This is a genomic window from Pseudomonas sp. TMW22091 (genome assembly GCF_022496705.1).
GTDB classification, from domain to species: Bacteria; Pseudomonadota; Gammaproteobacteria; order Pseudomonadales; family Pseudomonadaceae; genus Aquipseudomonas; species Aquipseudomonas saxonica.
The window spans coordinates 1-16,866 of the sequence record NZ_SCFI01000008.1 but is presented as its reverse complement, the minus strand read 5'-3'; the positions used below and the strand labels follow the sequence as shown (position 1 = coordinate 16,866).

17 protein-coding genes are annotated in these 16,866 nt (G+C 59.7%); 12 read left to right on the top strand and 5 right to left on the bottom strand.

Features of this window, described 5'->3' with window-relative positions:
- The first annotated feature begins 61 nt into the window (after positions 1–61).
- The 9 genes from EQV93_RS15755 to EQV93_RS15715 all read left to right on the top strand — a co-directional run bounded on the left by EQV93_RS15755 (position 62) and on the right by EQV93_RS15715 (position 7,279).
- Positions 62–1,012: a siderophore-interacting protein gene (locus tag EQV93_RS15755; protein WP_240891883.1), complete on the top strand. Its 951-nt coding sequence runs from the start codon at positions 62–64 to the stop codon at positions 1,010–1,012.
- Positions 1,013–1,140: 128 nt separating this feature from the next.
- Positions 1,141–2,346 (top strand): PepSY-associated TM helix domain-containing protein, encoded by a 1,206-nt coding sequence (locus EQV93_RS15750; protein ID WP_146386530.1) that lies wholly within the window; start codon positions 1,141–1,143, stop codon positions 2,344–2,346.
- Positions 2,343–2,882, top strand: a complete 540-nt coding sequence (locus EQV93_RS15745; RefSeq protein ID WP_146386528.1) for a thiamine pyrophosphate-binding protein — start codon at positions 2,343–2,345, stop codon at positions 2,880–2,882. The genes EQV93_RS15750 and EQV93_RS15745 overlap by 4 nt, the downstream gene beginning before the upstream one ends.
- A 41-nt stretch (positions 2,883–2,923) precedes the next feature.
- Complete coding sequence (locus tag EQV93_RS15740) at positions 2,924–3,217, top strand: hypothetical protein (protein ID WP_240891960.1); 294 nt, start codon at positions 2,924–2,926, stop codon at positions 3,215–3,217.
- Positions 3,214–3,768, top strand: a complete 555-nt coding sequence (locus EQV93_RS15735) for a DUF6162 family protein (RefSeq protein ID WP_122785649.1) — start codon at positions 3,214–3,216, stop codon at positions 3,766–3,768. Before EQV93_RS15740 ends, EQV93_RS15735 begins: the two co-directional genes overlap by 4 nt.
- 33 nt (positions 3,769–3,801) lie before the next feature.
- Complete coding sequence (locus EQV93_RS15730; RefSeq protein WP_240891882.1) at positions 3,802–4,740, top strand: metal ABC transporter substrate-binding protein; 939 nt, start codon at positions 3,802–3,804, stop codon at positions 4,738–4,740.
- Positions 4,737–5,492: a metal ABC transporter ATP-binding protein gene (locus EQV93_RS15725; RefSeq protein ID WP_240891881.1), complete on the top strand. Its 756-nt coding sequence runs from the start codon at positions 4,737–4,739 to the stop codon at positions 5,490–5,492. The genes EQV93_RS15730 and EQV93_RS15725 overlap by 4 nt, the downstream gene beginning before the upstream one ends.
- Positions 5,489–6,388 carry a metal ABC transporter permease gene (locus EQV93_RS15720; RefSeq protein WP_122785652.1) on the top strand — a complete coding sequence of 300 codons (900 nt, stop codon included), beginning with the start codon at positions 5,489–5,491 and terminating at the stop codon, positions 6,386–6,388. The genes EQV93_RS15725 and EQV93_RS15720 overlap by 4 nt, the downstream gene beginning before the upstream one ends.
- A complete protein-coding gene (locus tag EQV93_RS15715; RefSeq protein WP_240891880.1) occupies positions 6,389–7,279 on the top strand; it encodes a metal ABC transporter solute-binding protein, Zn/Mn family in 891 nt (296 codons plus the stop codon).
- Between the two features lie 132 nt (positions 7,280–7,411).
- Here EQV93_RS15715 and EQV93_RS15710 read toward each other — a convergent pair whose 3' ends face one another.
- The 5 genes from EQV93_RS15710 to EQV93_RS15690 form a co-directional block, all read right to left on the bottom strand.
- A complete protein-coding gene (locus EQV93_RS15710) occupies positions 7,412–7,633 on the bottom strand; it encodes an MbtH family protein (RefSeq protein WP_122785654.1) in 222 nt (73 codons plus the stop codon).
- A gap of 57 nt (positions 7,634–7,690) precedes the next feature.
- Positions 7,691–9,097: an aspartate aminotransferase family protein gene (locus EQV93_RS15705; RefSeq protein WP_240891879.1), complete on the bottom strand. Its 1,407-nt coding sequence runs from the start codon at positions 9,095–9,097 to the stop codon at positions 7,691–7,693.
- Between the two features lie 91 nt (positions 9,098–9,188).
- Complete coding sequence (gene cycA / locus EQV93_RS15700; protein ID WP_240891878.1) at positions 9,189–10,598, bottom strand: D-serine/D-alanine/glycine transporter; 1,410 nt, start codon at positions 10,596–10,598, stop codon at positions 9,189–9,191.
- Between the two features lie 187 nt (positions 10,599–10,785).
- Entirely contained in the window at positions 10,786–12,111 is a 1,326-nt protein-coding gene (locus EQV93_RS15695) for an ATP-binding protein (RefSeq protein ID WP_240891877.1), read from the bottom strand.
- Complete coding sequence (locus EQV93_RS15690; protein ID WP_146386515.1) at positions 12,108–12,791, bottom strand: response regulator; 684 nt, start codon at positions 12,789–12,791, stop codon at positions 12,108–12,110. Before EQV93_RS15690 ends, EQV93_RS15695 begins: the two co-directional genes overlap by 4 nt.
- 163 nt (positions 12,792–12,954) lie before the next feature.
- Between EQV93_RS15690 and dsbD the strand changes: the two genes are divergently transcribed.
- Genes dsbD through dsbG form a run of 3 tightly spaced genes read left to right on the top strand, consistent with a single transcriptional unit; the run spans position 12,955 to position 16,295 of the window.
- On the top strand, positions 12,955–14,694 hold the full coding sequence (gene dsbD, locus EQV93_RS15685) for a protein-disulfide reductase DsbD (protein ID WP_240891876.1): 1,740 nt from the start codon (positions 12,955–12,957) through the stop codon (positions 14,692–14,694).
- Positions 14,695–15,540 carry a TlpA disulfide reductase family protein gene (locus EQV93_RS15680; RefSeq protein ID WP_122785660.1) on the top strand — a complete coding sequence of 282 codons (846 nt, stop codon included), beginning with the start codon at positions 14,695–14,697 and terminating at the stop codon, positions 15,538–15,540. It begins immediately after the preceding gene.
- Positions 15,519–16,295, top strand: coding sequence for a thiol:disulfide interchange protein DsbG (dsbG, locus tag EQV93_RS15675; protein ID WP_146386510.1), 777 nt, complete (start codon positions 15,519–15,521; stop codon positions 16,293–16,295). The genes EQV93_RS15680 and dsbG overlap by 22 nt, the downstream gene beginning before the upstream one ends.
- The last annotated feature ends 571 nt before the right edge of the window (positions 16,296–16,866 follow it).

Here is a 16,866-nt window from a genome sequence, read left to right as displayed (position 1 = left end):
TTAAATTCAGCCCTCGGCTTCTCGTTATACCAAGTGAATCCTGCCTATTTAGGTATTGTTTATGTCTGCCGCCGCCACGCTGGTCAACCACCTGCGCAAACGCCTGAGTAAACCCTCCAGTTATCAATTGTTCGACATTCAGCTCAAGCAACGTATTGCCTTGAGCCCTACCCTGACGCGCTTTGTGTTTAACGGCAAGGATGTGCCGCTCATGCGCACGTTGGCGCCTGACCAGCGCGTGAAGCTGTTTTTCCCGTCTGCCAGCGGCGCCCCACCCCAGTTGCCCAAACACGGCGACTGGCAGGCCGCACGCCGTGGCTTGAGCCCCGAGCAGACACCGGCGATGCGCACGTACACGATTCGCGATCTGCGCCCCGACACCGGGGAGCTGGACATCGACTTTGTCCTGCACGGCGAAACCGGCCCGGCCTCGCGCTGGGCAGTTCACGCTACACCGGGCGACTGCCTGCAAATCGTCGCGCCCAACGCGGCTTATCACGATGATCCAGGCGGTTATGAATGGCTGCCCCCACAGGGCGTACGCAACGTGCTGTTGATCGGCGATGAAACGGCGTTGCCGGCCATCGCCGGAATTCTCCAGCAGTTGGCCGGCCAGCCCGATGCGCCTCAGGTGCAGGCCTTTATCGAAGTGCCTGAAGAGTCCGACTGCCTGCCCTTGATCTGCGGCCTGAACACCAAGGTGCACTGGATGCCACGTGCCAGCCTGAGCCAGCCACACGGCGCGGGCATGATCATGGCCGCGCGCGAACTGGCCAGCTTGCCTCCCACACCTGAGCAAATTCGCAGCGCCATCGCTCTCGACGTGCTGGATCTGGACACCCAGCGCCCCTGGGAACTGGCCAGCGCCAAGCAAAGCGAGTTTTATGCCTGGGTGGCCGGCGAATCCTCAGCCGTCATGGCCATTCGCTCGTTTTTTATCAATGATCTCGGGCTGGACCGCAAAGGATTGACCTTGATGGGCTACTGGAAACTGGGCCGTTCGCTGGAATGAATGTATTTGGAAACACTTCTTTACAACTCCGTCTTCGGGTTTTGTCTGTCTGATTCGTCCTACATGGATAAGCAATCGCTTCCCATTGGCGATTAGACACCCGCTCAGACGTGAGTTTGCAGTTCCCCATGTCCAAAAAGTCCCGTTCAAAGCTTTGGTTTCTGGTGCACAGCTGGCTGACACTGCCCATCTGGTTCTTTGTCTTGATTGTCTGTGTGACCGGCACACTGGCGGTGGTCAGTCAGGAAATCGTCTGGCTGGCCACCCCGCAAGCCCGTGCCACGCAGCCCTCTGATGATGCCCCCTTGCTGACCTATGATCAGGTGCTCAGCGCGATTCACGCGGCCGAGCCCAAGCTTGCGGTGCAGTCGATCAGCCGCCCCGACGAATCGCATTTTGCGCTGGTGGCCGACGTGGTGTACCCGGACGGCCGCTCGCCGTCGCTGTATATCAACCCGTACACCGGGGCGATTCAGGGCGAAAGCCCCAGCTTTGATTTCAAGGCTTTTACCCGCGCCCTGCACGGCTGGTGGCTGGTGCCGTTTACCAATGGCTATAGCTGGGGCTGGTACCTGGTGTCATTCCTGGGCCTGCCTTTACTCGGCTCGCTGATTACCGGGCTGGTGGTCTACAAAAAATTCTGGAAAGGCTTTTTTAAACCCAACTTGCGCTTTAAACACGGCGCGCGGATTTTTTGGGGCGACTTTCACCGCCTGTGCGGTATCTGGTCGATCTGGTTCATCGCCGTCATTTCCATCACCGGCCTGTGGTTTTTGATTCAGGCCATCCTGTTCGACAACCAGATTTCAATCTCCACAGCAGGCAATCCGCCGGTGGTGGCCCGTCAGGATGTACCGATCATGCCGGACGGCAAACCCGCACCGCAGATCAGCCTCGATCAAGCCGTGAACATCGCGGCTCAGAACATCCCCGGCCTTGAGGCCAGTTTTGTCAGCCTGCCGAGCAATGCCTACGGCCATATCGAAATCGGCGGCCCCGGCTGGTATCCGCTGCTGTACCAAACTGCCGATATCAACCCGTACAACGGCGCCATTGAAGGTTCGCGGATGATCGCCGACCGCTCCGGGCTGGAGCTGGTAACCGAATCGATGCGGCCGCTGCACACCGGCGATTTTGGCGGGTTGTGGGTCAAGCTGATCTGGTTCTTCTTCGGCCTGATCCTGAGCATGATGGTGCTCAGCGGCCTGCTGATCTGGACCAAACGTACGGCGTTGGCCACCGCTCACGCGCTTAAGCGCAGCCACAAACAGCCGCTCGTCCATAAACAAACGGTCACCGCCCGACACGAACACACCGAAGAGGCCAATGTATGAGCAAGGCAGTGACGGCAGCTCCCGCTTCCCGACTGGGCCGGCTGTGGCACAAATGGCGCTTTCACATCAACATCCTGCTGCTGCTGGTGCCGCTGGGTTTTATGCCCAAGTACTTTGCCGATGCCTCGTTATTTCGGGGCGACAGCGGCCTGGGCGAGCGCGACATCGGCACCGTGCAGGTCGGCCCCTGGAGCCTGCAACTGGCCGAAATGCGCAACGAAGCGCCCACCCCCGATGGCCCGGCCGGCTATATGAAAAGCTTTAACGCCGCGCTCTGTGAGACCTGTATCGAACAGGTCAAGGCCGCGTATCTGCGCATCGGCAAGCCGCGCAGTTTACGAGCCGCCGGGGTGATTTTCTTCGGCACGCCCTATCGCCTTGGCGCCACCTTGCCGATCCCGGAGCGCACCCAGGCTGACGCCGAACTGTGGATCACCCTTGAAGGGTGGGACGGCTCCATGCACCAGGCATCCATTCCCCTGAGTCAGGCGTCACCGGCCACGGTCGCCTGGCTGGCTCAACGAGGAGGCAAGTAATGCGTTCACACCTGTTTAAAACCCCTGTCATAGCGGCCGGAATGATTGCATTGATCGGTTTCAGCACCGGCGCACTGGCCCATAACCCCATGTGTGAGTGCAAGGACATCGGCGGCGGTTTGATCCGTTGCTCCGGCGGCTTTTCAGATGGCAGCGGCGCGCCGGGGGTGACGCTGGATGTGATCGGCTACGACGAAACCATTCTGGTGGCGGGCAAGTTGGGCACAGATTCCAGCCTGACCTTCAAGCGCCCGGATGCCGAGTTTTATGTGCTGTTCGATGCGGGCCCCGGCCATATCGTTGAAATCGACCAAGCCGATATCGAGGGCTCATGAGTACTCATGTCGTGCGCCCGGCCGGTGCCGGGCATGAAACCCTGTATGTGCTGCTGTTATGCCTGTTGATTCTGTGCGTCGCCGGGTCAGTTGTGGCCTGGCGCCATGAATCCGCGCAGGTGACGTCAGTGGCCGACCATCAACTGGATGCGCGCCGCGATCTGAACGCCGCCGAGCAAGGCATTTACGCCGATCTGCGGGTCACGCTGGATGAAATCCAGTTATTGCGTGAAGAGTCGAACATCCTGCCGAGCCCGGTGCAACTGGCCGAGGAGGGTTTTGCGCCGTTTGCCAGCGATGCCAGTTCGGTCAGCCGGGGCAATCACGCCTGGCAGTTGCTGGGCGAGCAGGCCTATCTGGGCATCAGCCCCAATCCTGAGGTTGCGGGTTCTTTTTTGATGCGCCTCGGCGCTCAGCCCGACGTCTGGCTCAACCGCCAACCGGGCGTCAGCCCGCCCGCTGATTTAAGCGATGCCGCCTTGAGCCAGCACGGCTGGCAACAAGTGATCGCGCAATTCGATGCCGGAGTGACTCGTCAACACCGGCACTGAACCCCTTTTTGACCTGAGAGAAGACTGCTCGCCATGCCGATTTCATCTGTTGTGCGCCGCCGCACCCTGTTGCTGGCCGCCCTGCTCTGCGCCTGCCTCTGCCCCCTCGCATTTGCCGACACCCCGGCAGCACTGGCCAAGCCGCTGCGCATTGGTATCACCTTGCACCCCTATTACAGCTATGTGAAAAACATCGTCGGCGACAAGGCCGAAGTGGTGCCGCTGATTCCCGCAGGCTTTAACCCGCATGCCTACGAACCGCGCGCAGAAGACATCAAACGCATCGGTACGCTGGACGTCATCGTGCTCAATGGCGTCGGCCATGACGATTTTGCCGACCGCATGATCGAAGCCAGTGAAAAACCTGAAATTGCCGTGATTGAAGCCAATCAGAATGTGCCGCTGCTGGCCGCCACCGGCACCGCCGCCCGGGGCGCAGGCAAAGTGGTTAACCCGCACACCTTTCTGTCGATCAGCGCATCCATTGCCCAGGTCAACAACATTGCCCGCGAACTGGGCAAGCTCGACCCGGCCAATGCCAAAACCTACACCGCCAATGCCCGCGCCTACGGCAAACGTCTACGCCAGATGCGTGCCGACGCCCTGGCCAAGCTGACTCAAGCTCCCAACGCTGACTTGCGTGTCGCCACCGTGCACGCCGCGTATGACTACCTGTTGCGCGAGTTCGGTCTGGAAGTCACCGCAGTGGTGGAACCGGCGCACGGGATCGAACCCAGCCCCAGCCAGTTGAAAAAAACCATCGACCAGCTGCGCGCACTGGATGTAAAGGTGATTTTTTCGGAGATGGACTTCCCTTCGACCTATGTGGAGACCATTCAGCGCGAATCAGGGGTCAAGTTGTACCCGCTGTCGCATATCTCCTATGGCGACTACAGCGCCGACAAATACGAAAAAGAGATGACCAACAACCTCAATACCGTGGTCAAGGCGATTCAGGAGTCCGGCGCATGACCGCTGCCGAATCGCTGTGTGTGAAAGCCTGCGGCCCCGCTGTCGAGTTCGATCAGGTGACGCTGACGCTGGGGCGCACGCTCATTCTGGATCAGGTCAGTTTCAGCATTGCCCCAGGCACAGTGCATGCGTTGGTCGGCCCGAACGGCGGTGGTAAAAGCTCACTGATCAAGACCCTGCTGGGGCAAATGCCCCATCAGGGCCGCTTGAGCCTGAACTGGCCGGGCGAACCCGGGCTGATCGGGTATGTGCCCCAAGCGCTGGAGTTTGATCGCGGGTTGCCGATGACGGTCGACGACTTTATGGCCGCCATGTGCCAGCGTCGCCCGGCCTTTATGGGTTTGTCACGCAAGGTGGCCCCGGCCATCGGCGAGGCATTGGAACGCGTGGGCATGCAAGACAAGCGCAAGCGGCGCATGGGCGCTTTGTCCGGCGGTGAACGCCAGCGTGTGCTGCTGGCCCAGGGTCTGATCCCGGCCCCGCAATTGCTGGTGCTGGATGAGCCCATGTCGGCGCTGGATGAAGCCGGGGCACAGGTGTTCGAGCGCTTGTTGACTGACTGGCGTAACGCAGGCGTGACCGTGGTGTGGATCGAGCATGATCTGGCGGCGGTCAAACGTCTGGCCGGGCGCGTCACCGGGCTTAACCGCAAAGTCTTGTTCGATGGTTCACCTGAGCAGACCCTTAGCCCCGAGCGTTTGCTCAGCCTGTTCTCAACCCATCCCAAGGCCCTCGCAGGTGTTTACCCATGAGTTATGAAGCCTTTCGTTTGATGATTCAGGGCTGGGCCAGCGCCGGGTATCTGCCCGAGATTCTGGCCTATGGCTTTGTGGTCAACGCGCTGATCGCGGGTGTGATGATCGGCCCGGTGCTGGGCGGGCTGGGCACGCTGGTGGTGGTCAAACGCTTCGCGTTTTTCTCCGAAGCCGTGGGCCATGCCGCACTGACGGGCGTGGCCATCGGCATCCTGCTGGGCGAACCCTACACCGGGCCTTATGGCAGCCTGTTTGGTTACTGTCTGCTGTTCGGCATCTTGCTCAACTACCTGCGCAATCGCACCGGCCTGGCGCCGGACACCCTAATCGGCGTGTTTCTGTCGGTGTCGCTGGCGCTGGGTGCCAGCCTGCTGCTGATTCTGGCAGGCAAGATCAACGTGCACATCCTTGAAAACGTGCTGTTTGGCTCGGTGTTGACGGTCAACGGCAACGACTTGCTGGTGTTGGCAATTGTCGGCGCACTGGTACTGGGCCTGAGCCTGCCGCTGTACAACCGCATCATGCTGGCCAGTTTCAATCCGCAATTGGCGGCGGTGCGCGGGGTGGCGGTGAAGACTCTGGACTATCTGTTTGTGATTCTGGTCACGCTGATTACCGTGGCCGCCGTAAAGGTCATCGGGGCGATTCTGGTGGGTGCGTTGCTGGTCATTCCCGCGGCGGCGGCCCGTTTGCTCAGTCAGTCATTGAAAGGGTTTTTCTGGTTGTCGGTGCTCATCGCCACGGTCAGCACCCTGTGCGGGATCTTGCTGCCCATCGTCTTCGACCTGCCGATTCCGTCCGGTGCGGCAATCATTTTGATGGCGGGTATCGCCTTCGCCTTTGCTGCCATCGCCCGTGGCGTGGTGCCCAGCCTGAAAGGGAATATTGGATAAATGATCACTCTGCGCAAGTTGACCCTCGCTCTGGCCATCACCGGCCTGCTAAGCACACCGTTGCAGGCGGGCGAAACCACCCTCCTCGCCAGCCTGCCGATTACCTATGGCTTGAGTGACCTGCTGCTCAAAGACAGTGGTGTGAAGCTGCAACGTGCCGTACCGGCCAACCTGCCGGGCAGCCGCCAGAGCGCCTATTTCAGCGGTCGCGGCGCGCCCGCCCTGCACACGCTGGCGCAAAACGCCGATGCGGTGGTAGGCGTGCGTTCGCTATGGAGTGACGACCCGCTGTATCCGATGGCGCGGCGCAGCAATATCCGTATTGTTGAAATCGACGCCGCCCGCCCGGTAGACGGCAGCTTGCCGGGTATCGCTGTGCAGCCGGGCGCCAACCGCGATGGCCTGAACAGCCAGCCGTGGCTGGCGAGTAACAATATGGGGCGCATGGCGGATGTGATTGCGGCTGATCTGGTGCGCTTGGCGCCGGATGCAAAACCCAAAATCGAGGCCAATCTGGCGGCCCTCAAGCAACGCTTGCTCAAGCTCACGGCCGACAGTGAGGCGCGTCTGGCTCAGGCCGATAACCTGAGCGTGGTCAGTTTGTCAGATCGACTGGATTATTTGATTGGCGGGTTGAATCTGGAGCGGGTTGAAGTGGCACACAAAGGCGATGAGCCGTGGACCCCGCAGGCGCTTGAAGCGTTGACCCGGACACTGATAGACAATGAGGTGGGGTTGGTGCTCGATCATCGTGAGCCGAGTGCTGAGGTGAAGGCTGCGATTACCGAGGGGGGTGCTCAGTTGGTGGTGGTAGGCGCGGAGGGGGAAGATCCGGTGGCTGAATTGCAGGGCACGATTGATTCAATCGTCAAGGTGTTGAATAAGGGTTGAGCTTGAAAAGCCCCTCACCCTAACCCTCTCCAAGAGGGAGAGGGGACTGATTTTGGTGAAGTCTCAGATTTATGTACTAACGCAAATCGGCTCCCTCTCCCTCCGGGAGAGGGTTGGGGTGAGGGCCAACACTTAATGCGCAACCACCGCATCCATCTTCTGACGCAGGCTCAACGGCCTCATGTCCGTCCAGACTTCTTCGATATAGGCCAGGCACTCAGCCTTCAGGCCACTTTTGCCCACCGCGCGCCAGCCTTCTGGAATGGCCTTGTAATCCGGCCAGATCGAATATTGATCCTCGTGGTTAACCACCACTTGAAAGAGGATGTCGTCGCGGTCAAATACTGAACTCATGTGCGGGTCTCCGTCGCAGAAAGGGATATACAACTAACGTTTGGCCGGGGCCCGGAATTACAGGCGAGCAAGCGCCGCGGACAGCGCGTTGCCAAAAATGGCCGCAACCTCGTCGATTTCGCCTGCGGTGATGATCAGTGGCGGCAGGAAGCGCACCACGGCACCCTGTCGGCCGCCCAGCTCCAGAATCAGCCCGCGCTTAAGGCATTCGCGTTGCACCAACGGCGCCAGACCCGCAAACACCGGTGGATGGCCCAGACTGTCAGGCGTGCCCGCCGGATCGACCAGCTCAACACCCAACATCAAACCGCGCCCGCGAATATCACCCAACTGCGGGAAGTCACGCTGCAAGATGCGCAGGTGCTCACTCAGGCGCTCGCCCATGGCAGCCGCGTGGTCGGCTACGTTGTGTTCCTTGAGGTAGCGCATCACCGCAGAACCCGCCGCCATCGCCATCTGATTGCCACGGAAGGTGCCGGCATGGGCGCCCGGCAACCAGGTATCAAGCCATTCGCGGTACACCACCACCGCCAACGGCAGGCTGCCGCCGATGGCTTTGGACAACACCACGACGTCAGGAATAATGCCCGCATGCTCAAAGGCAAACATTTTGCCGGTGCGGGCAAAACCGCTCTGGATTTCATCGACTATCAAGGCCACACCGGCCTGTTCGGTGATGCGGCGCAGGCCGCGCAGCCAGTCCAGATCGGCCGGTATAACACCGCCCTCGCCCTGCACCACTTCGACAATCACCGCAGCGGGCAATTGCACGCCCGCTTCCGGGTCGGTGAACAGGGTTTCAAGGTAATGCAGGTTGGCCTGCACGCCCGCCTTGCCCCCCAGCCCGAACGGGCAGCGGTAATCGTAGGGGTATGGCATGAACTGCACGCCGTTGTTGAGCAACGCGGCGAGGGGTTTTTTCGGCCCCAGACTGCCCATCAGGCTCAAGGCCCCTTGGCTCATGCCGTGATAACCGCCTGAAAACGACACCACGGTGGTACGCCCGGTGGCGGTGCGCACCAGTTTTAGCGCCGCTTCCACCGCGTCGGTGCCGGTAGGGCCGCAGAACTGGATTTTCGCTTCGAGAGCCAACGCTTCGGGCAACAGGCCAAACAGGTCCTGCACGAATTGATCTTTGACCGGCGTGGTCAGGTCGAGGGTGTGCAGCGGCAAGCCGTCCGCCAATACCTGCTGGATCGCCTGGATCACCACCGGGTGGTTGTGCCCCAGCGCCAGGGTGCCGGCGCCAGCCAGGCAGTCGATAAAACGACGGCCTTCCACGTCTTCGACATACAAACCCGAAGCGCGCTTGAGCGCCAGCGGAATGCGGCGCGGGTAGCTACGGGCGTTGGACTCCTGACGGCTCTGGCGGGCCAGCAGCGCGGACTCTTCGAATTCATACAGGGTGTCGGCCGGACTGATCCTGACCGGCTGATCTTCAACAAGGCTGGTGGCAACTGACATTCCCGGGACCCTCAATACGCTGATGAGATTGACCAAAACTTTCCTGCTTTGGAAACGCATCAGCGCACTGAGGATTTAGCCTTGCGGACAATTACCGCCCTGAGTCGGCCTGTAACTTGCTCTTGCGCACCGAACGGTAAGCCAGACCCAGCACCGCAAACCACACCGGCACCATGTACAGCGCCTCACGGGTGTCATTTTCCAGCGCCAGCAAGGCCAGGATGAACACAAAAAAGCCCAGGCAAACCCAGACCATCACCTTGCCACCCGGCATTTTGTACTTCGACGCGCGGTGCAGGTGATCGCTCTTTTTGCGATACGCCAGGTAGGACAGCAGGATCATGGTCCACACAAACATAAACAAGGTGGCCGAGACGGTGGTGATCAGGGTGAAAGCTTCCATCAGGTTGGGCACCAGATAGATCACCAGGGCACCGGCCAACAAGCAGATGCAGGAAAAAATCAACCCGTTGGACGGCACGGCCTGCTTGGACAGATGCTTGAATTGACGCGGGGCATCGCCCTCCACCGCCAGCCCGAAAAGCATACGGCTGGTGGAAAACACGCCGCTGTTGGCCGAGGACGCCGCTGAAGTCAGCACGACAAAATTGATGATGCCCGCCGCCGCTGGCAGACCCGCCAGCATAAACAACTCAACGAAAGGACTTTTATTGGCCACGACGTCGCGCCAAGGGGTCACGGCCAAAATCGCAATCAACGCACACACGTAGAAAATGATGATGCGCAGCGGAATCGAATTGATCGCCCGTGGCAAGTTGTGTTCCGGGTTTTTGGTTTCGGCGGCGGTAGTGCCCACCAGTTCGATGCCGACAAACGCAAATACGGCAATCTGGAAACCGGCAAAGAAGCCCATCAGACCATGGGGAAACATACCGCCGTCATTCCACAGGTTACTCAGCGCTGCGGTGTTGCCGGTCGGTGACTGGAACGACGTCACGACCATATACAGCCCGGTGCAGACCAGCCCGCAGATGGCGATGATTTTGATCATGGCGAACCAGAATTCCAGTTCGCCGAACATTTTCACGGTCAGCAAGTTGAGCGACAACAGCACCGCCACACAGCCAATAGCCGGCATCCACAAAGGAATGTCGGGGAACCAGAACTGGGTATAACCGGAGATGGCAATGACATCGGCAATACCCGTGACGATCCAGCAGAACCAGTAGGTCCAGCCCGTAAAGTAACCGGCCATGGGGCCTAGCAGATCAGTGGAGAAATCAATGAAAGACTTGTAGTTGAGGTTGGATAACAGCAACTCGCCCATGGCCCGCATGACGAAAAACAGCATAAACCCGATGATCATGTAGACGAAGATGATCGAAGGGCCAGCCAAACTGATGGTCTTGCCTGAACCCATAAACAGACCGGTGCCGATAGCACCGCCAATGGCAATCAGTTGGATATGACGGTTGGACAGACTGCGCTTAAGCTCCGGTTCATCCCCATCAGAATGGGGAGCAAGTGGTGCGTCATTCATTGTTTTCATACCTTGCAATGACTTTTACAAAATGTCATTAAACAGAAGGCATTGAATTAAAACCAGAAAAACGAGCGGCCTAAACGCCGCAGGGGGCAACGGGAACCCGTAGCAGTTGCCGAAGGCGACGTCTCCTGAGTCCCGAATTCACGACGACTGCGTCGCCGGACGCAGCCTTCGGCAGCGGCTACGAGGGGGATGACAAGGGCATGCGCAGCTCCACCCGCAAGCCATCCGGCTGGCTGTCAAATTTCAATTCGCCGCCGCAGCGCTCGACAATGGCCTGCACGATCGCCAATCCCAACCCACAACCGTTGCTGTTGCCATTGCGCCAGAAGCGCTGAGTCATGTGCTGCAAGGTGTCTGGTGAAATACCCGGCCCGTGGTCGCGCACCACAAAACAGACCTGGCGCCCTTCCATACGCACCGCCAGCTCCACCTGAGTCTCGGCAGGGGCATGGCGCAACGCATTGTCCAGCAGGTTACGCAAGGCCGCGATTGCCAGCACCGACGGCACCTCCAGCGGCGTTGTCGGCAAATCATTCGGCAGGCTCAAGGTGACCCGCTCGGCCGCGTCACTCGCGGCATCGTGTATCGCCAAACGGGCCACTTGCTCGGCCGAACACTGCACGCCGTCGTCGAATGACAGGCTACCTTCGACCCGGGCCAGTAACAGTAACTGCTCCAGGGTGCGGTGCAAGCGGTCGGCTCCGGCTTCGGCGTGGGCCAATGATTGTTCACGCGCTTTGCCGTCGGTCATGCGCGCCACTTGCAGGTGGGTTTTGATCGCGGTCAGCGGGCTGCGCAACTCGTGGGCCGCATCGCCGGTCAGGCGCCGTTCACGTTCAAGGGCTTTGGCGATACGCGCCAGCAGTTGGTTCTGGGAGTCGAGCAAAGGTTTCAACTCGCTGGGCAGCGGGTCTATCTGCAAGGGTTGCAGCGAATCGGCATCACGTCGCATCAAGGCATCGCGCATGCGTTTAAGCGGCGCCAGCCCTTGGCCGATGCCCAGCCACAACAGGAACAAACAGACGATCAAGGCCATGCCCACCGGCACCGACGCGGCGAGCAGTACCGACAGGTTCAATGCCTCGCGTTCCACCTGGCGGTCAGCCGTGGTGATGCGTACATCGCCACGATCCAGCGTAAAGGTGCGCCACACGGCGCCATCAATCACTTGATCATGAAAGCCGGTGGCTTCTGATTGCATCGGCTGGTCGGGATGGTTGTGACTGCGCGCCAGGATTTCACCGCGCAATGAGCTGACCTGACACGCCATGCCGCCTGGAATGGTCAGTTGTTCGGCGCTGAAGTGGGTGCCCTCGCCTTTTACCGGCAAAGGTGGCAGTTGCTCCAGCAAGCCCGCGACCATGCGCGCCGAAGCGACCAGCCGCTGGTCGAGGGAAAACATCATTTGCTGGCGCAAGTCACTGAGCATCCAGGCCGCCGCCAGTGCCCAGACGAGCACAAAGGCCGAGCCGATGGTCAGGCTTAAACGCAGGCGCATGCTCATGGTTGAGGAGGCTCAGTGCCGTCCGCATGACCGAGGCGATAACCCAGGCCGCGCACGGTCTCGACAATGCCGTTACCCAGCTTGCGCCGCAGGTGATGGATATGAACGTTCAGGGCATTGCTCTCCAGTTCGTCGCCAAAGCCATAAATGCTGTCTTTGAGTTGTTCGCTCGACAACACACGCCCGCGGTTATGCAGCAAGGCTTGCAACAACGCTTGTTCGCGGCGAGACAAGTCTACCGGTTTGCCCGCCAGCTTCGTCACCCGACTGCTGGGGTCATAGCTCAACGCGCCATGTTCGATCAAGTTGACGCTGCGCCCCGCTACGCGACGCAGCAAGGTGTGCAATCGGGCAGCAAGCTCACGCAGATCGAAGGGTTTGAGCAGGTAATCGTCAGCACCGGCTTGCAGGCCATCGACCCGGTCAGTCACCGAGTCCCGGGCCGTCAACACCAATACCGGCAGATCAAAGCCTTGTTGACGCAATTGTTGCAGCAGCTTGAGACCGTCTTCATCGGGCAGCCCCAGGTCAAGCACCATGACATCGAACTGTGCGGCCTTGAGCATGGCCCGCGCCGCACTGGCGGTGCCGACATGTTCAACGGTCAGGCCCTGGGCGGTGAGACCGGCCACAATACCGCTGGCGATCAGTTCGTCGTCTTCACAAACCAGTACATGCATGCTGATACCCGCGTAAATGGCCCGATTAAAAGGCGATGGGATTAAGGGCAGATTATGCCGCCAATAGTCCGATAGTAGGACAGCGGACGCGTCAGGGGTTAATGATCGGTTAATCGCTGGCTTGCACTGTGGCCGCACTTGTTTTTGTTTAAGGTTGTTAAACATGCGTGTGTTGTTGACCTTGCTGCTGGTATGCCTGGCCAGCCTGGCCCATGCCGGGAGCGCGGGCGACCCCTTCGGCCAGCCAGATTTCCTGCCCGTCAAGAAAGCCTTTGTGTTCACCTCCCAAGCGCTTCCTTCGGGCGAAACCCGCCTGCACTGGAAAATCGCCGATAGCTACTACCTCTATAAGAAGCGTTTCAAGTTCGACGGCCTGGATCCGGCCCATCAGCCTGAGCTGCCCCAAGGGCTTGAGCACAGCGATGAGTTCTTTGGCGCCACACAGGTGTATCGCGATCAGGTTGAAGTGTTGATTCCGGCCGGCGCCAGCGGTCAGGTCAAGGTCAGCTGGCAAGGCTGTGCTGATGCCGGCCTGTGTTACCCGCCGCAAACTCAAGTGGTGGATCTGGGCGGCACGCAGGCCGGAGCTGCCACCGGGCAGGCGCAAGACCAGTCGCTGGCGTCCAGCTTGCAGCAACGCTCGCTGGGCTGGAGTTTATTGCTGTTCTTCGGCTTGGGCCTGTTGCTTGCCTTCACCCCCTGCACCCTGCCGATGTTGCCTATCCTGGCCGGCCTGGTGGTCGGTAGCGGTGCCAGCGCCGGTCGTGGTTTTGCCGTCGCGGGCAGTTACGTGGTGAGCATGGCATTGGTGTATGCAGGGCTTGGCGTGCTGGCCGCGATGCTGGGTGCCAACCTGCAAGCCATGTTGCAACAACCCTGGCTGCTGGGCAGTTTCGCGGCGCTTTTCGTGGTGCTGGCCCTGCCGATGTTTGGCTTTTTTGAGCTGCAATTACCCTCTGCCCTGCGTGACCGCCTTGAAACGGCCAGCCGCGGACGCAAGGGCGGCAGCTTGCTGGGTGCGGGTATTCTCGGCGCGCTGTCCGGTTTGCTGGTCGGCCCGTGCATGACCGCGCCATTGGCTGGTGCCCTGCTGTTTATTGCCCAGAGCGGCAATGCGCTGCAAGGCGCTCTGGTGTTATTCGTCATGGGCGTCGGGATTGGCGTGCCGCTGTTACTGCTGGTGACGGTGGGCAGTCGCTTCCTGCCCAAGCCCGGCGCATGGATGGACTTGATGAAAGGCCTGTTCGGCTTCCTGTTTCTGGGCACTGCCTTGCTGTTGGTGCGCCCTGTGCTCGATGAGTCGCTGTGGGTCGGTTTGTGGGGCGTATTGCTACTGGTACTGGCCAACAGCCTATGGCAACAATCGACTCAATTTTTGCGCGCCAGCCCCCTGTTTAGACCGCTGAGTTTGCTGGCGGGTCTGTGGGGCGGCCTCTTAGTGGTAGGCGCGGCCGGTGGCAGCGCCGATGTCTGGCAACCGTTGCAGGTGTACACCGCCAAAACAGTCGCGGGCAGCAACCCGGCAACGGCCCACGATGCGTTTATCACCGTCAACGACCCTGCCAGCCTTGAGCGCGAGTTGAACACCGCCAAGGCGCAGGGCCAATGGGTACTGCTCGATTACTACGCCGACTGGTGCGTGTCATGCAAAGTCATGGAGAAACAGGTCTTTGGTCAACCGCAGGTGATGGACGCTTTGCAGGGTGTACGCCTGTTGCGTCTTGACGTGACCACCGATACTGTCGCCAGCCGCGAATTGCTCAGCCGTTATCAGGTGCCAGGGCCACCGAGTTTTATCTGGATCGGCCCCAACGGCGTTGAGCGTCGCGCGCAGCGGATTACGGGCGAAGTCAACGCCCAGACCTTTTTGAATAACTGGAACGCCACCCGGGAACGCCTCTGAATGCTGACACTGACCATCGGTTCGTTTGCGCTGGCAATCAACCATTTGCTGATGATACTGGCCCTCGCTCTGGCGACGCTGGTGGGCTGGCGAGTGGCCAAACGCGGCGGCGATAATCCGGAGTCAGTGCTATTCGGGCTGTTTATGCTCGGGTTAGTGGTTGCCCGCTGCGCTTTTGTTATCGCGTACTGGCACTTGCTCAAGGATGACCTGCTGCAAGTGCTCGACGTGCGAGACGGCGGTTTCCTGCTGTGGCCCGGATTGATCGCGGTGGTCGTGGGTGCGCTGATCATCGGCTGGCGTCGTCCGGGACTGCGCCGCCCACTGAGCTGGGGCCTGATCAGCGGCCTGGCGTTCTGGCTGCTGGCAACCTTCTCTTCCAGCCTCTATGAACAGGGTACGCAAATGCCGGAAATGGTATTGCGTGACGCCAATGGCGAGTCCGTGGAACTGAGCAGTTATCAGGGCGGCCCGTTGGTGATCAATTTGTGGGCAACCTGGTGCCCACCGTGTCGACGTGAAATGCCCGTGTTGCAAAAGGCACAGACACAGAATCAGGACATAACCTTTCTGTTCGTCAATCAGGGCGAAAGCATGCAAAGCGTCAGCACCTTCCTTGAAACACAAGGTCTGAACCTCAATAACGTGTTATTCGACAGCGGCGGCCAACTGGGCCAAAAAGTCGGCTCAATGGCCCTGCCAACCACTCTTTTCTATAGCCCGCAAGGCCGCCTTTTGAGCAGCCATCTGGGCGAATTGTCCGAAGCCAGTCTGGCCCGTGCGCTGGAAAGCTTTGACGCCCTTAATTCGAGGAATCTGCAAAAATGTTCAACCGCAAACTGCTGACCCTGGGCATCACCACCCTGCTTGGCGCGACCCTGTTGCAATCGCCGCTGCTGCACGCTGAAGAATGGCCGGCACCGATCAAAAAGATCGAAGCCAAAGGGGCAAAAATCATCGGCAGTTTCGACGCGCCGAGCGGCATGCGGGGTTACGCTGCGCAGTATCAAAACCGTGGCATGGCCTTGTACCTGACCCCGGACGGTAAAAACGTGCTGGTCGGCAACCTGTATGACGCGCAAGGCAATGACTTGAGCCTCGCTCCGTTGCAAAAGCTGGTGTACGAGCCAATGGCCAAGCAGGTCTGGGGTGAAATGGAGAAGAGCAACTGGATCGCGGACGGCAAGAAAGATGCACCGCGCATCGTCTACTTGTTCAGCGACCCGAACTGCCCTTACTGCAACATGTTCTGGGAGCAAGCGCGCCCTTGGGTCGATTCAGGCAAAGTGCAATTGCGCCACATTATGGTCGGCATCATCCGCGAAGACAGCCCGGCCAAATCCGCCGCGTTGCTGGCCGCCAAAGACCCGCAGCAAGCGCTGCATGACCATGAGAAAGCCGGCAAGGCCAGCACACTCAAGGCCCTGGACAAAATCCCGGCTGACGTTCAGGCCAAGCTGGACGCCAATGCGCAGTTGATGACCGAACTGAATGTGGCCGCGACCCCGGCGATTTTCTATCTGGATGAAAACGGTAATTTGCAGCAACAGCAAGGTGCGCCATCGCCGGATAAATTGGTGAAGATTTTGGGGCCCAAGTAAGGGTAAAGCGAAGATCAAAGCGAAGAGCACCCTCACCCTAACCCTCTCCCAAAGGGAGAGGGGACTGATTGGGGGATGTTGACCATCGGCTTCAACCTCAACGCCAAGCGCTGAATCCAAAACCACCCCAATCAAGCCCCCTCTCCCTCCGGGAGAGGGTTGGGGTGAGGGGCTGCTGACTATCAGCCTCAACCTCAACGCCAACCGCTAAATCCGAAACCACCCCAATCAAGCTCTCTCTCCCTCCGGGAGAGGGTTGGGGTGAGGGGCTGCTGACTATCAGCCTCAACATCAACGCCAAGCGCCGAATCCCAAACCACCCCAATCAAGCTCCCTCTCCCTCCGGGAGAGGGTTGGGGTGAGGGGCTGCTGACTATCAGCCTCAACCTCAAAGCCAAGCGCTAAATCCGAAACCACCCCCAATCAAGCCCCCTCTCCCTCCGGGTGTATGGACCGGGGACATCGCGAACACTTTGTTCGGAGACATAGCGAACAGTTAGCGAAGCGATTTCCCTGATATTACAACCTTGGTCACTCTGTCAATTTGAGCAATACGATGGCTTCCCCAGAA

Coding starts and splice junctions, on each gene's coding strand:
- EQV93_RS15740 (WP_240891960.1), top strand. CDS start 2,924: ATGATTGCATTGATCGGTTTCAGCACCGGCGCACTGGCCCATAACCCC.
- EQV93_RS15690 (WP_146386515.1), bottom strand. CDS start 12,791: ATGCATGTACTGGTTTGTGAAGACGACGAACTGATCGCCAGCGGTATT.
- dsbD (WP_240891876.1), top strand. CDS start 12,955: ATGCGTGTGTTGTTGACCTTGCTGCTGGTATGCCTGGCCAGCCTGGCC.
- EQV93_RS15755 (WP_240891883.1), top strand. CDS start 62: ATGTCTGCCGCCGCCACGCTGGTCAACCACCTGCGCAAACGCCTGAGT.
- EQV93_RS15745 (WP_146386528.1), top strand. CDS start 2,343: ATGAGCAAGGCAGTGACGGCAGCTCCCGCTTCCCGACTGGGCCGGCTG.
- EQV93_RS15710 (WP_122785654.1), bottom strand. CDS start 7,633: ATGAGTTCAGTATTTGACCGCGACGACATCCTCTTTCAAGTGGTGGTT.
- cycA (WP_240891878.1), bottom strand. CDS start 10,598: ATGAATGACGCACCACTTGCTCCCCATTCTGATGGGGATGAACCGGAG.
- EQV93_RS15730 (WP_240891882.1), top strand. CDS start 3,802: ATGCCGATTTCATCTGTTGTGCGCCGCCGCACCCTGTTGCTGGCCGCC.
- EQV93_RS15720 (WP_122785652.1), top strand. CDS start 5,489: ATGAGTTATGAAGCCTTTCGTTTGATGATTCAGGGCTGGGCCAGCGCC.
- EQV93_RS15735 (WP_122785649.1), top strand. CDS start 3,214: ATGAGTACTCATGTCGTGCGCCCGGCCGGTGCCGGGCATGAAACCCTG.
- EQV93_RS15725 (WP_240891881.1), top strand. CDS start 4,737: ATGACCGCTGCCGAATCGCTGTGTGTGAAAGCCTGCGGCCCCGCTGTC.
- EQV93_RS15750 (WP_146386530.1), top strand. CDS start 1,141: ATGTCCAAAAAGTCCCGTTCAAAGCTTTGGTTTCTGGTGCACAGCTGG.
- EQV93_RS15715 (WP_240891880.1), top strand. CDS start 6,389: ATGATCACTCTGCGCAAGTTGACCCTCGCTCTGGCCATCACCGGCCTG.
- EQV93_RS15705 (WP_240891879.1), bottom strand. CDS start 9,097: ATGTCAGTTGCCACCAGCCTTGTTGAAGATCAGCCGGTCAGGATCAGT.
- dsbG (WP_146386510.1), top strand. CDS start 15,519: ATGTTCAACCGCAAACTGCTGACCCTGGGCATCACCACCCTGCTTGGC.
- EQV93_RS15695 (WP_240891877.1), bottom strand. CDS start 12,111: ATGAGCATGCGCCTGCGTTTAAGCCTGACCATCGGCTCGGCCTTTGTG.
- EQV93_RS15680 (WP_122785660.1), top strand. CDS start 14,695: ATGCTGACACTGACCATCGGTTCGTTTGCGCTGGCAATCAACCATTTG.